The following is a 14,109-nucleotide window of genomic DNA, read 5'->3' on the forward strand; positions in this document are numbered from 1 at the left end:
CTCCTAGTCATTTTGCAATAATAATTTATTTCAAGACGAGTGTAATTGAGTTTACAGTTCGTCATGATGCCCATTACGTTCATTGATCCGAATCAGCTCTAGTGCTGCACTCTCATCGGTAATCAATGCATGATTGTGCCCAAAACGCATAATCGCATCAATTGCAGCAGCCTTGCTTTCTCCACCAGCTACCGCGATAATGCACTCAATCTGTGCAATATCATCAAGCCGCATGCCTACCGTCTTCATCTTGTGAATCGGTTCACCATGCTTATTGAAGTAAAAGCCAAACGATTCGGCAAGTGCACCGTCATTAACCATCTTGCGCACTTCTTCAGGATCTGTTTTTCTTCGTCTTGCCATTACAGTAGCGTCACCAATACCGTGAATAAAAATTCTTGCATTTCGGATGACTTCAACAATTTCTTTAATAGAAGGCTCCTGCATCATCGATTCATAGGCTTCCTCACTAATATGGTCAGGAACATGAAGCAAGCGATAATGGCCTCCCGTACGTTTAGCCATGGTTGAAGCAATTGTATTGGCTTGATAATCAAGGCTTTCGCCTAAACCGCCACGAGCAGGTACGAATACAACATCTTTAATGGTGTTGGGCAAGCTTAGATACTTGGCAACCTGAGCTGTCGATGTACCGCCGGATACCGCGATCACATCGCCCGACTTCACTACTCGCTTCAGAAGTAAACCAGCAGCTCTTCCAAGCTCGCGCTTTGATACTTCAGATTGCTCCGAATTACCCGGAACTACAATAACTCGCTGCAAGCCGTACATGTTTTGAAGCTTTATCTCCAGCTCCGAGCTTCCGAACACAAGTGGACCAAGCTGTTCTAATTGCTCCAGCACTCTTCTGCCATCATCGCTAAGCGACATGCCAGAAGATGAAATCAATAGCAACCCTTGCTCCTTCAACAACTCCGTCTCTGCCCGCAGTACACGTTCAGTCATCGCCATTACATTTGCTAATGCACGACGCCCGATTGTTCCAGCAAGCATAACTTGTTGCAGAATCTTGTAACGTTTACTCATCACGTCCAAAAGCTCAGGTACAAGCTGCCGCTGCAGATCAATAAGCTGTCGCATGAATACCATCACTCCATCGGCAAGAGTCCACGTAATTTTTATAAGGACAACCACATTGGACATTTAATGTCCCTGCGGTATTTTTTAAGTCCCACATGTATATTGTAACGAATTCTTTTTTGCATAGCAAGCTTACTTTTCTTGTGTAAACGATTTCTTTTGCATTTAAATACTATTTTTTTATACCTTTTTGACGCTTTGGTCCGAATCTTCCCACCTGTTAGTTGTAATTCCACACAATTTCCGATACATTTAGCTAATCTACGATTGAAGTTTTGCCAGTGCAGTTTCAGCTTATACTTGAGCAATTTGTTCAGGTTTATGAAACAAACCTTTCATAAACACTTGCTTCATATGCAATAATCCAATACAATATAATAGTTGCGCCCGTGGTCCAATGGATATGACGTAGGCCTCCGGAGCCTGAGATCTAGGTTCGATTCCTAGCGGGCGCGCCACAGCTTTTCAACTAAGCATCAGACATGCTTCCTATACAAACACGCCAAGGAGAGCAGGAACTGCTATTAGCAGATCCTGCTCTTTTTTATGTAATATAACGTCTTGATAAATCTTGCTAACTTGCATATCTTGCACAACCTACACATCTTGCAGCGTAATCTATATAAGCTCGCAATTACATAGCTACTACACAAGTCACTAGAACAAGTACATTCTGTCGTGAACAAGATGCCGCTTTCTGTATCTCGATTATCCTCTATGCAGCAGGGTTTACAGCTGGATAATAGCGGTTAAACTGATACCATCAGCCCTGTCTCAAAAACATAATAAAAAAGTTTGACTTTCTTTGACTTTTGATTAATTATCTATTATGATAGTTACACATTACGATTTAGGAGGATTGGTTGAAAATGAACTTTGTACCTATGGTTATTGAACAAAGTAATCGTGGAGAGCGTTCTTATGACATTTATTCTCGTTTGTTAAAAGACCGCATCATTATGCTAGGCTCTGGTGTAAACGATGTCGTTGCCAATTCTATTATTGCACAGCTTCTGTTTTTAGCAGCAGAGGATCCTGATAAGGACATTCATCTTTACATCAACTCACCTGGCGGCTCCATTACAGCGGGTATGGCCATCTACGATACTATGCAATACATTAAGCCTGATGTTTCGACTATCTGCGTCGGTATGGCCGCATCAATGGGGGCATTCTTGCTTACAGCAGGTGCCAAAGGCAAGCGCTTCGCACTTCCGAACAGTGAGGTCATGATCCATCAGCCACTAGGCGGTGCAGAAGGTCAAGCTAGTGATATCGCGATTCGTGCGAAACGCATTATCAATATGCGTGAAAAATTAAACAGCATCATGGCTGAACGCTCTGGTCAACCGATTGAGCGCATCAATCAAGACACAGATCGCGACTACTTTATGAGTGCGCAGGAAGCAGTTGAATACGGCTTGATTGACAAAGTTATTGAACGCGTATAAATAAGCTTCTTTGCATATAACACAGACAGCAGCAGCAGGCTTCTACTTAAGCCCGCTGCTGCTGTTTTTCTATAACCACCCACTCACCCCCCTTGTTATTTCTCGCACATTTAACGTTATTCTTGGATTGTGATTTTTGTCACATACTATAATGCGACTTCCCTTTATGATGAGATTGTAACGTAATCGCCAGATTTACTCGTATCTAATGGGGGAAACCATCATGGAAACCGAAGCATTATATAAAATCGAACAATTAGCTGCAAGAAAGCTTCATATCTATATGCAAAGCAAGCTGCACTATATGCTGCGATCCATGATAGCCAGTATGTTTATCGGCTTTGGCGTTATTGTTGCTTTCAAAACAGCCAGCTTCTTTTATGAAATCCACTCCCCCTTCACCTATCCAGCAGCTGCCTTAACGTTCTGCATGGCGATTATTTTAATCTATTACGGGGGCGGAGATTTATTTACAGGAAACACATTCTATCTCAGCTTCAGCTCTTTACGCAAAAAAATGAGCTGGACGAAAACAATTAAGCTGCTTGCTCTAAGCTATACCGGCAATGTCATCGGGGCTATCCTATTTGCAGTCATCATCTGGATGACAGGACTATTTGCAAGTGAGCATATACACGGATTTTTGTTAGAGGTCGCCCTAAAAAAAGTAGATGCAACAACCCTTGAAATCTTTACTCGAGCCATATTGTGTAACTGGTTGGTATGCTTGGCCTTTTTTGCTCCTTATATGATGAAAACCGACGGAGCGAAAATGTTCATTATGATCCTATTAGTATTCAGCTTTTTTATTGCAGGTTTTGAACATAGCATCGCGAATATGTCTGTATTTGCCATCTCTATTGCAGCAGGTGGCTGGGGAACACTTAGCGCAGATCAAATTTTGCATAATTTAATCCCGGCAACTCTAGGAAACATCATCGGTGGCAGCGTATTTATGGCTATGTTTTACTACTATATCAACAAACCCTATTTTGAAGAAAGTGGTGAGTGAGTATGAAAACTAAAAAAGTCGTTATTATTGGAGCAGGTTTTGTCGGCTCAACAACTGCCTATACGCTTATGCTGCGCAACCGTGTCAATGAGCTTGTCCTGATTGATGCTAATCATGCAAAAGCAGCAGGTGATGCGCTGGATATCAACCACGGCATGCCGTATATTGGTGGCGCTAAGCTATGGGCTGGCAGCTACGAGGATTGTGCTGGTGCAGATATTATAATCATAACAGCGGGCGCTGCACAGCGTCCAGGAGAAACGCGTACAGATCTACTGAAACGCAATGCTGATATATTCGACAGCATCATTAAGCAAATTATGCCTTACAATCAAGAAGCTATTCTGCTCATTGCAACGAACCCAGTCGACATTATGGCCTACATTACCTTAAAAAAATCTGGCTGGCCAGTCAATCGTGTGATCGGATCTGGTACATTGCTCGATAGCGGACGCTTCCGCTACTTGCTCGGCAACGAGCTAAAAATTGATCCTCGTAGTGTTCATGCCCACATTATTGGCGAGCATGGCGACTCTGAGCTTGCCGTATGGAGCCTGGCTAACGTAGCTGGCGTTGACATTGAGCTAGACGAGGAGATCAAGCAGCGCATTTTCCTGCAAACTAGAGATGCAGCTTATGAAATTATCGAAGCAAAAGGCGCAACTTATTATGCGATTGCACTAGCGCTGGATCGTATCGTAACAGCGATTCTGAATGATGAGGGTGCCGTATTGAATGTTTCTACCCTGCTGGATAACTACTGTGGAGTATCTGATGTATACCTTGGGGTTCCTTGCATCGTGGACAGAAGTGGTGTCCGTCAAACGCTGGAGCTTACGCTGACAGATGAGGAACAGGCATTATTTGAAAAGTCTGCCGACAAGCTCAAGGAACTAATCGCAAGCCTGGAGCTTGATCTTGAGCCCTAACAAATCAGCTAACCACTACAACTAAAGAGGCTGCCAGTTATTCTATTCCACACATTGCAGAATAGGACAACTGGCAGCCTTTTATGTGACGATTATTGATTCTCAAGCTCTTCCTTGCTTACAAGCGCTATCAATGCATTTACAGCTTGCTCTGCGTCAGAGCCTTCAGCACTAATCGTAATTTCAGTTCCAGAGCTTATTGCAAGACTCATAATACCCATGATCGACTTGGCGTTCACTTTCTTATCGTCTTTTTCCACAAAAACCTCAGAGGAAAATTTGTTCGCTTCTTGTACGAATAAAGCTGCAGGTCTAGCATGTAACCCTGTTTTCAAACGAACAACTACTGGAAGCCTTGCCATGAAAAACATACCCCCTATATTTAAAGTCAAATTAATTATCGGACATTTTGAGCTTTATAAGTTATTATACCATTATGAAGCAAGTTCTACTAGGTTAAAGTTGAGCCATTCCTTATTTTTTCTGCCATTTCATCAATTTTGCGCAACCGGTGATTAACACCAGATTTGCTGACCTTCACCTTTAACAGCTCGCCCACCTCTGTCAAATTCAAGTCAGGGTGAGCCAAGCGCACCTCGGCAACCTCCCTTATTTTATCCGGCAGATTTTCAAGCCCAATTTCCTTTTGCAGCAGCTTTATATTATCGATTTGTCTGACCGCAGCCCCAATCGTTTTATTCAAATTCGCCGTCTCACAATTGACAATTCGATTTACCGAGTTGCGCATATCACGCATAATGCGAACATCCTCAAACTTAAACAACGCTTGATGCGCGCCAATCATGTTTAGCAGCTCGATAATTTTCTCGCCTTCCTTAATATAAAAGATAAACCCTTTTTTACGTTCTATGCAACGGGCATTCAGCCCAAAGCCGTTAGCCAGCTCAACAAGCGCCTGACAATGCTCCTCATACATCGAAGCGATCTCAAGGTGATAGGATGAGCCTTCAGGATTATTTACCGAGCCACCAGCTAGAAACGCGCCGCGAAGATAAGAGCGTTTACAGCAGGTTTTGCGAATAATTTTACTGTCGATGCCTGAATTAAACACAAAGCCTTCTGATACAATACGAAGATCACTCAAAATTTCCTGCACCTTTTCCGGCATGCGAACAATATAAACGTTATTTTTTTTCAAGCGCATCTTTTTACGTACAAGAAGCTCTACATGGACATTGTAATGCTTTTTGACCAGCGTGTAGATCCGCCGTGCTATCGCGGCATTTTCGGTGGATATATCCAAGACGACCTTGCGGCTCGATAAGCTGACAGCGCCATTCATGCGAATTAAAGCAGCTAGCTCCGCACGTTCACAACAGGGCTCTGTTTCGACCATCGTCAATTCCTTTTTCGTTTGCGCCGCAAAAGACATGCTTCTCACCTCTTCCTGAGCATCCAATTTTCAACTAATTTATATATATGATGACTTAAACGCTCAGCATCATGTCTCAAAAACGTTCGAAACAGAACAAGCTGATCAGCAATGACTTGATAGCCACGCTTTGTTACCTCATCAATATCAAGCTGAACCGCTTTTGCCCCGATTTCAGCATATTTGCTTTCCACATGTGGCGGAATCTCGCCATTGTTTACGATGACATAATCAAATAAATGATGTCCAATATGATCATAAATCGCATCCAGGTGATCACTTACCGAATAATTATCAGTTTCCCCAGGCTGCGTCATAACATTGCATACAAATAATTTAACAGCTTCTGATTCAACAATAGCTTGTGCCAGCTTTGGCACAATAAGATTAGGCATAATACTTGTATATAGGCTGCCTGGTCCAATTAATATGGCGTCAGCCTGCTCCAGCGCCTCAACAGCCTCTGGCAATGGCTCGATGTCCTGCGGCTCTAAAAACACACGCTTGATTGAACCGTTCGCCTTAGGAATCATCGACTCACCCGTAACAATCGTTCCATCGCTCATCTCGGCCTTGAGCACGATAGCACGATTCGCTGCCGGCAGCACCTTGCCTCGAACGGCAAGCACCTGCGACAGCTGTTTAATCCCCGTTACAAAATCTCCTGATATGTCCGTCATAGCAGCCAGCATCAAATTACCTAGCGTATGGCCTGCAAGACCTGTTCCATTCTCAAAGCGATATTGCAATACTTCTGCAAGCAGTGGCTCAGCGTCTGCCATTGCTGACAATACGTTGCGAATATCTCCAGGCGGAGGAATGTGCAGCTCATTGCGCAAAATGCCAGAGCTGCCGCCATCATCTGCTACGGTTACGATTGCAGTTATATCAAGAGGCTTTTCCTTCAATCCCCTCAGCATAACAGAAAGACCTGTGCCGCCACCGATGACTACTATTTTGGGACGTCTAACGACCTTCTGCACGATGTGCATGCTCCTCTCATTATGTCCTGTCGCGCTCTGAATCACGATGACTTACACGTATCTGCTCTGAATCTTTCAGCTTTAGATGCTCACCCAAATACTCCGAAATCGCAACCGAGCGATGTTTTCCACCCGTACAGCCAATACCGATAATCACCTGACTTTTACCTTCCTCATGATACTGCGGAATCAAATATTCCAGCATATCAATAAGCTTAGTCAAGAAGGTTTGCGTCTCCGGCCACTTCATCACGTAATTATACACATCAGGATGCTGCCCTGTGTTCGGACGAAGCTCATCTATATAGTGCGGGTTCGGCAAAAAACGCACATCAAACACAAGATCAGCATCCAGCGGAATCCCGTATTTGAAGCCGAACGATGTCACATTGACGGAAAATGATTTATGCTGTGTCTGACCAAAATGATTAGTCAAACGATCCTTGAGCATCGCGGGCTTCAGCTCACTCGTATTAATAATTAGCGATGCTTTCCCCTTCAAGTCCTCCAGCAGTTTTCGCTCAGCTCGAATGCCTTCCAGCGGCATGCTTTGCTGCGACATTGGATGACGACGTCTGCTTTCTTTATACCTGCGTACAAGCGTTTCATCACTTGCATCAAGGAATAGAATCTCGCAGTTAATCGTGTGATGCTCTGACATATATTCCAGCGCTTCAGATAACGCCGTAAAAAACTCACGACCGCGCAAATCGATCACCAGTGCTACTTTCCCGATTTTACCGTTTGATTGCTCAATCAGCTCGGCGAACTTCGGGATTAGGACAGGCGGCAAATTATCCACGCAGAAAAAGCCTAGATCTTCTAAGCTTTGAACTGCAATCGTTTTACCTGCACCCGACATTCCTGTAATAATAACAAGCTGAGACAAATTTGTTGCTGGTTCCATGAGCAACACCTACTATCCTCTTAGAATTAAACCTGCAGCACCAACTACACCAGCATTATTGCCAAGAATAGCTGGAATGATTTTCACATTCTCTTTAGAAGCGTCTTGCGTGTATTTCTCGAATACTTCACGGATTTGATCAAATAAGAAGTCTCCAGCCTTCGCAACTCCACCGCCGACGATAAAGCATTCTGGATTCAAAATAACAGCCATCATTGCCATGGAGCGGCCTAGATAATAGGCAGCACGTGCCACGATGCGAGTGGCAACCTCATCGCCAGCTTTGGCAGCATCAAGCACATCCTTTGCCATAATTTTTTCGACAACAGACAGAGATGTACGATCGCCACGCGCCACAGCTTCCTCCGCCATGCGTATAATCCCTGTTGCAGAAGATACCGTCTCCAGGCAGCCCATCTTGCCGCAGCCGCATTGAATGGCTTCAAGATCAGGAACGATAGCCATATGACCAAGCTCGCCAGCAACGCTTTGAAAGCCCTCTACAATTTTTCCATCAATAATAATACCGCCGCCTACGCCAGTACCAAGCGTATACATCACGCAGTTATCAATACCGCGACCTGCTCCAGCCCATGCTTCACCCAGTGCAGCAACATTGGCATCGTTGTTCACTTTTATTAGTATGTTAAGCTCTTTTTCCAAAGCGCCTTTTATTTCAACATTGTCCAAGAACAAGTTTGGCGAATGCTTCATAATGCCATTCGGGATATCAAGAAATCCAGCAATACCGATTCCGACACCTTCCACCTGTTCCCATGAATAAGGGGACTCTTCTACGATTTGCTTTACGTATTTTGCAATATTGTGAAGGATAACATCTGGTCCTTTGCTGACCTCAGTCGGTCCCTCGAACGTGTGTAATAATGTGCCTTCCGCATCGCAAATACCTAGCTTTACTGTAGTACCGCCTACATCAACACCAACATAAATTTTTTCGGACATGACTCCACCTCATTCATTTAAAGTTCCATTTCAACTATAAGCGTTCCGTCGTTTACGGTCAAGCTTCATCAAATCAAGACAATCCGTGCCGTTTATGCAATGAAAGACTACAATTTCCAACTGGAATGTTGTAGCCTTTCATTCGCTATTACACACTATGCGTTAAAATTTGACAACAAGCTAGCTCTGCACATTCCCGTCTCTATATAAGCAGACTTCCCGCCAGGCTTGTCGTCATACACTACGCCTTAGAAGCAAGCTGGCATATCCTGCCTGCTTGCTCCTGCTGAAATAGCCAACCATACACTTTACTTGCGGCTGCCCATATACCAAGGCGCTTCCTTAAGCTTGCCTTTGATCCCTAACACCGCATCAATTTCCTTCACACGCTTGCTGATCGTCGTAATGCTTGTGCTATACCGAACAGATGCCTCGTGATACGTAATTGGCTTATTATACAGCTTAGCTGTTAGATACTCCAGTGCAGCAGCCCATGCTTCGATTTTTGTAAGCTTGGAAGCGGTCATATAGCCCTTAGACAGGAAGTTTATCCATAGCGTAATCATATCATGCTGCCATATCGCATTATAACGCTTGGCTGTACGGGTTAACGCCAGCTCAGCAACCTGCTCCCATAATGGGTCGCAATCGGTCAAGTGACTGCTTTCGAGTGTCGGCACACGCTGCGCATCTACCTTCAGCAGCTTGCCGCCCAGCACTACCTCAAAAGCATCCTTCATGCCCATCGAACGCAGCGTGTACATTACAATACGCTTCAAATAGTCATCCTCGTCCTGCTGCAGCAAAAACTGCTTCAGCATGCCTTCCACTTCATCGTTATAGCATGGCTCCAAATCATAAATCGCCTTCAGCTTTCCTTCACGGCTGCTATCAGCAAATGCCCAAAACAAATAGGCACGTTTATACAAAGGATCTAGCTCAATGCCACGTTCGCGTGCCTGAAGCTCCCACGCATCCATCTGTTCCTCCACGGAAGAAAAATAGCTGTAGGACATCGACGCAGGGATATGCTGCTCCTTCTGCATATGCTTAAGCAACGTTAAAAAGAAATCAGGCAACGGCGACTGCTCATCCATACTGCGGGTCATAAGCCAGTACTTCTCAGCCAGCTCCAGCCTTCCGATGTTGCAGGCTGCTATAGCCGCAAAATGGCTAATACACGGGTCCTTCTTCGCTTCGCCCTGCTTGGTCAGTCGTTGAAAATGACGGAAGGCAGCGGCATGCTCCCTTAAAATCCCCATCGTAGTGGCCAGCTTGAACAAATGCTCCTGATAAAACGGATCAAGCTTGGTCAGTACAGCAGTAAGCGATTTTAGCTTCTCCTGATTGCCTTCATAATGATAGAAAATCGCCAGGTTGCACAATGCATGTAAATTATCAGGCTCCTGCTCCAGCACCGCTTCAATCGCCCGCTTCGCCTCTGCACTCATGCCGACATAATAATAGGCAAGCGCAAGATTGTTGCGTGCCGCCAAGAAGTCCGGGTTTTCTTCAGTAATCGATTCAAGCATGCGAATCGCCTCCAGAAACTTCCCTTCCTCAAGCAGCTCTCTGGCACGAATATGCTCATACATTCCTGCTCTAGCCTTCACCTTCGTAAGCGGCGTAGGACGTTCAAGCTCATATTGAAGAAACTCAATCATCTCTTCGGCTTCCTCAAGAAAATGTCCCTCTTCATCCTCCTGCAAATAATGCAGCAGCTCGCGCTCGGCTTCCTCGAAAAATTCCATATTGGCAAAATTATTCGCCATGTAAAAGTGACATTCCGTCATATCTGGATCAATTTCATTAATTACCTTTTGCAAAATGTGATTGGACTCTCCGTATTTTCCGATCTCAGACAGTACACCGGCCATATTGCAATAATTAATTGGATTGTTTGGTTCATAATCAACGGCTTTTTGAAAATATTTAAGTGCCTTGTCATAGTGAAAACGATCCAAGGAGCGGATAGCACGCTCGTAGAAAAAGTTAGCATCAAGCTGTAGCAGTGTAATATTGTGCTGTTCTCCCGAAACACGCAGCTTTTTTTTCATAGTCAAGGCACCTCCTCGTTTGTAGTACATCAATTATAGCACAGGAGCCTTCTCAATATATAATGAACAAATAAAAAACCGCGGATGACTAGAGTGTCAATCCGCAGTTTAATCCATACCGTGTGTCTGTTAAACGCCGTTATTTTTGAACAGAACGCTAATAGAACCACCATCAATAATAATTTTAGTAGCCTCAGCAAGCAGCGGCGCTACTGTTAATACTTTGAAACGATCAGGTTTATCTTCAGGAAGCGCAATCGTATCCGTGACAATAACTTCCTTAATGCTTGGATGATCAAGTCGTTGAATCGCATCGCCGGAGAATAATGGATGAGTCGCACATACATATACATCCTCTGCGCCATGCTCCTTCAAGCTTTCTACAACATTAATAATTGTTCCGCCTGTATCAATCATATCTTCGATAATTATCGGCGTTTGTCCAGCAACATCACCGATTACATGCGTAATAGACGATTCATTATGCGCAGAACGCTTTTTAATCATAATCGCGAACGACGTATCCAAATAATTGGCAAGCTTTTCAGCTGTCGACGCGCGTCCAGCATCTGGCGATACGACAACCGGATTTTTAATGTTAAGCGCCTTAAGGTGAGCACTTATCAAATCCAACGCTGTCATATGATCAACTGGAATATTGAAGAAGCCTTGAATAGCCGGTGCATGCAGATCAATCGTTATGACACGAGTTGCACCTACAGTCGTAAGTACATCCGCAACCATTTTAGCAGAGATTGGCTCACGTGGAGCAGCTTTTCTCTCCTGACGCGCGTAACCGTAATACGGCATAATAATATTAATTGTTCGCGCTGAAGCACGTTTCGCCGCATCGATCATAACGAGCAATTCAACGAAGTGCTCATTGATTGGATGGGAGAACGATTGGACTAGGAATACATCGCAATTCCGAATAGTCTCCTCATAGTGTACATATACCTCGCCGCTTTTGAAGCGAGAAATTTTAAGAGCCCCTAATGGCATGCCTAGATGTTCACTAATCTTTTGAGCCAATGCCGGATTGGATGAACCCGAAAAAATACGAACCTTGTCGCTTAACATGATACCCTCCTGAGCGTTTCAACCATATAATTAAATGTACGAAGCATTTCTACTTGTCCTATTATACATTGAATTATGAAGATTTCAAAAAGCAAATGCCACTATTTTTCGACAAAATCGAAATTTATCGCATTTTATTCGTTGTTGGCTTCCCATGTCGCTCTTTTAGCTCGCTTAAAATCGCGTCAAACGGCAATCCTTGCTCACGAAGAAGCACCATAAGATGGAAGATCAAATCGCTTGCTTCAGCTCTAAGCTCATCATTATCCTTGTTCTTCGCCGCGATAATGACTTCGGCCGATTCCTCGCCAATCTTTTTCAAAATTTTATCGACGCCTTTTTCGAACAAATACGTTGTGTAAGTTCCTTCGGGACGTTCAGCGTAACGCTGTGCAATCGTTGTCTCCAGCTGTCCTAGCATCGCAAATCGATCACTGCTTGCATCATGCTGCTGGCTGTCATCTGCTCCCTCAACAGGCAGCGGATGCGTAAAGCAGCTATAGCTGCCCGTATGGCAGGCTGGTCCAATCTGCTGTACCTTCACAAGCAGCGTATCACCATCGCAATCATAGAATAGGCTTTCGATCTTCTGTTTATGGCCACTTGTTGCACCTTTATTCCACAGCTCATTGCGTGAACGGCTCCAAAACCATGTATAGCCTGTTTCCAAAGAGAGCTTCAGCGACTCCTCGTTCATATACGCCATCATCAGCACTTCTTTGCTTTGAACATCCTGAACTACAGCTGGCACTAGACCATGTGCATCCCATTTAATTTGATCTAAACTCATCGCACTTCTACTCCTTTTGCTCGCAAGTCATCCTTCACTTCTGCAATCGTCATTTCCTTATAGTGGAAAATCGTTGCAGCCAATGCCGCATCCGCCTTCGCCTGCTGAAACACATCTGCAAAATGCTCAACCTTGCCTGCACCACCAGATGCGATTACAGGAATGCCTACGCGTTCGCTAATCGCTTTCGTCAAGCTGATATCGAAGCCATCCTTCGTACCATCGGCATCCATACTTGTCAGCAGAAGCTCTCCTGCTCCAAGCTTCTCCGCTTTCTGTGCCCACTCCACCGCTCGAATTCCAGTAGGCTTGCGTCCGCCATGCGTATATACTTCCCAATCCTGCCACTGCGAATTATAGCGCGCATCAATAGCAACTACGATGCACTGTGCGCCAAAGCGGCGAGAGCCTTCCGTAATAAGGCTTGGATTGAGTACTGCCGCTGTATTGATGCCCGTCTTGTCGGCTCCTGCGCGCAGAATACGCGTCATATCATCAACACTGGAAATCCCTCCGCCAACAGTGAACGGAATCGTAATCTCGCCTGCTGTACGCTTCACCACATCAATCATCGTTGCACGGCCTTCTACTGATGCGGATATATCCAGGAACACCAGCTCATCCGCACCTTCCTGGTCATACGTCGCAGCAAGCTCTACAGGATCACCCGCATCTCTCAAATTTACAAAATTAACGCCCTTAACTACACGCCCATCCTTCACATCCAGGCATGGAATAATACGCTTCGCCAGCATGTCTACGCCTCCTTATCATCCTATGAAACCGTTTCTCCTCATTTATGAAAAGCATCGTTTAACGCTTGGACAGCTCTAAAAAGTTGCGCAGCAGCTCCATGCCGAGCGTACCACTTTTTTCAGGGTGGAACTGCATCCCATACACATTATCCTTCGCAACAATTGCAGTTACCGGACCATGGTAATCACCAGTTGCGAGCAAATTATGCTGATCCTCTACCAAGGCGTGATAAGAATGAACGAAATAAACATGTCCTTCCTCAAGACCGTTGAATATCGGAGATTGCTGCAAAAACTTCAGCTTGTTCCAGCCCATATGCGGGATTTTGAACTCGCCCTGAAAACGCACGATCTTCCCCTTCAGCAGTCCAAGCCCTTCATGCTCACCGAATTCCTCGCTCGTTTCGAACAACAGCTGCATTCCTAGACAAATGCCAAGCATCGGCTTTCCGGATGCCGCAACCTGCTTCGCGACCTCGCCTAAGCCGGTTTCATTCAAATGCTGCATGGCATCGCCATAAGCCCCTACTCCTGGCAAAATAACAGCGTCTGCAGCCAAAATTTGCTCAGGCTGATCGGTTGTAATCGCCTCGTAGCCTAAACGCTCAATCGCCTTGCTAACTGAATGCAAATTTCCCATTCCATAATCGATAATTGCGATCACTGTGAAGCCCCCTGTCAGTTGGTA

At 44.8% G+C, this 14,109-nt stretch carries 14 protein-coding genes and 1 tRNA gene; 4 read left to right on the forward strand and 11 right to left on the reverse strand.

Features of this window, described 5'->3' with window-relative positions:
• Positions 1 to 51: 51 nt before the first annotated feature.
• Positions 52 to 1,101, reverse strand: coding sequence for a sugar-binding transcriptional regulator (locus tag ACFP56_RS11670; protein WP_379234580.1), 1,050 nt, complete (start codon positions 1,099 to 1,101; stop codon positions 52 to 54).
• Between the two features lie 383 nt (positions 1,102 to 1,484).
• Here ACFP56_RS11670 and ACFP56_RS11675 point away from each other — a divergent pair.
• From ACFP56_RS11675 to ACFP56_RS11690, 4 genes are all read left to right on the forward strand, one after another.
• Positions 1,485 to 1,559: transfer RNA gene (locus tag ACFP56_RS11675), tRNA-Arg, on the forward strand.
• 411 nt (positions 1,560 to 1,970) lie between these two features.
• On the forward strand, positions 1,971 to 2,552 hold the full coding sequence (gene clpP, locus ACFP56_RS11680) for an ATP-dependent Clp endopeptidase proteolytic subunit ClpP (protein ID WP_379234582.1): 582 nt from the start codon (positions 1,971 to 1,973) through the stop codon (positions 2,550 to 2,552).
• Positions 2,553 to 2,775: 223 nt separating this feature from the next.
• A complete protein-coding gene (locus ACFP56_RS11685; RefSeq protein WP_379234584.1) occupies positions 2,776 to 3,564 on the forward strand; it encodes a formate/nitrite transporter family protein in 789 nt (262 codons plus the stop codon).
• Positions 3,565 to 3,566: 2 nt separating this feature from the next.
• Positions 3,567 to 4,493, forward strand: a complete 927-nt coding sequence (locus tag ACFP56_RS11690; RefSeq protein ID WP_379234586.1) for an L-lactate dehydrogenase — start codon at positions 3,567 to 3,569, stop codon at positions 4,491 to 4,493.
• Positions 4,494 to 4,585: 92 nt separating this feature from the next.
• Here ACFP56_RS11690 and ACFP56_RS11695 read toward each other — a convergent pair whose 3' ends face one another.
• The 10 genes from ACFP56_RS11695 to hisH all read right to left on the reverse strand — a co-directional run bounded on the left by ACFP56_RS11695 (position 4,586) and on the right by hisH (position 14,085).
• Positions 4,586 to 4,855, reverse strand: coding sequence for an HPr family phosphocarrier protein (locus ACFP56_RS11695; protein WP_213517526.1), 270 nt, complete (start codon positions 4,853 to 4,855; stop codon positions 4,586 to 4,588).
• An 89-nt stretch (positions 4,856 to 4,944) separates the two neighbouring features.
• On the reverse strand, positions 4,945 to 5,886 hold the full coding sequence (gene whiA, locus ACFP56_RS11700; protein WP_379234589.1) for a DNA-binding protein WhiA: 942 nt from the start codon (positions 5,884 to 5,886) through the stop codon (positions 4,945 to 4,947).
• A gap of 5 nt (positions 5,887 to 5,891) precedes the next feature.
• Positions 5,892 to 6,869 (reverse strand): gluconeogenesis factor YvcK family protein, encoded by a 978-nt coding sequence (locus tag ACFP56_RS11705; RefSeq protein ID WP_379234591.1) that lies wholly within the window; start codon positions 6,867 to 6,869, stop codon positions 5,892 to 5,894.
• Positions 6,870 to 6,888: 19 nt separating this feature from the next.
• Positions 6,889 to 7,776 (reverse strand): RNase adapter RapZ, encoded by an 888-nt coding sequence (rapZ, locus tag ACFP56_RS11710; RefSeq protein ID WP_379234593.1) that lies wholly within the window; start codon positions 7,774 to 7,776, stop codon positions 6,889 to 6,891.
• 12 nt (positions 7,777 to 7,788) lie between these two features.
• Positions 7,789 to 8,739 carry an ROK family glucokinase gene (locus ACFP56_RS11715; protein WP_379234595.1) on the reverse strand — a complete coding sequence of 317 codons (951 nt, stop codon included), beginning with the start codon at positions 8,737 to 8,739 and terminating at the stop codon, positions 7,789 to 7,791.
• A 308-nt stretch (positions 8,740 to 9,047) separates the two neighbouring features.
• Positions 9,048 to 10,796, reverse strand: a complete 1,749-nt coding sequence (locus ACFP56_RS11720) for a tetratricopeptide repeat protein (protein ID WP_379234597.1) — start codon at positions 10,794 to 10,796, stop codon at positions 9,048 to 9,050.
• Between the two features lie 129 nt (positions 10,797 to 10,925).
• Positions 10,926 to 11,876: a ribose-phosphate diphosphokinase gene (locus ACFP56_RS11725; protein WP_379234599.1), complete on the reverse strand. Its 951-nt coding sequence runs from the start codon at positions 11,874 to 11,876 to the stop codon at positions 10,926 to 10,928.
• 124 nt (positions 11,877 to 12,000) lie between these two features.
• Positions 12,001 to 12,666 (reverse strand): bifunctional phosphoribosyl-AMP cyclohydrolase/phosphoribosyl-ATP diphosphatase HisIE, encoded by a 666-nt coding sequence (gene hisIE / locus ACFP56_RS11730; RefSeq protein WP_379234601.1) that lies wholly within the window; start codon positions 12,664 to 12,666, stop codon positions 12,001 to 12,003.
• On the reverse strand, positions 12,663 to 13,421 hold the full coding sequence (hisF, locus tag ACFP56_RS11735) for an imidazole glycerol phosphate synthase subunit HisF (RefSeq protein WP_379234603.1): 759 nt from the start codon (positions 13,419 to 13,421) through the stop codon (positions 12,663 to 12,665). The genes hisIE and hisF overlap by 4 nt, the downstream gene beginning before the upstream one ends.
• A gap of 58 nt (positions 13,422 to 13,479) precedes the next feature.
• Positions 13,480 to 14,085: an imidazole glycerol phosphate synthase subunit HisH gene (gene hisH, locus ACFP56_RS11740; RefSeq protein ID WP_379234606.1), complete on the reverse strand. Its 606-nt coding sequence runs from the start codon at positions 14,083 to 14,085 to the stop codon at positions 13,480 to 13,482.
• Between the last annotated feature and the right edge of the window lie 24 nt (positions 14,086 to 14,109).

The organism is Paenibacillus septentrionalis (genome assembly GCF_042659865.1).
GTDB classification, from domain to species: domain Bacteria; phylum Bacillota; class Bacilli; order Paenibacillales; family Paenibacillaceae; genus Pristimantibacillus; species Pristimantibacillus septentrionalis.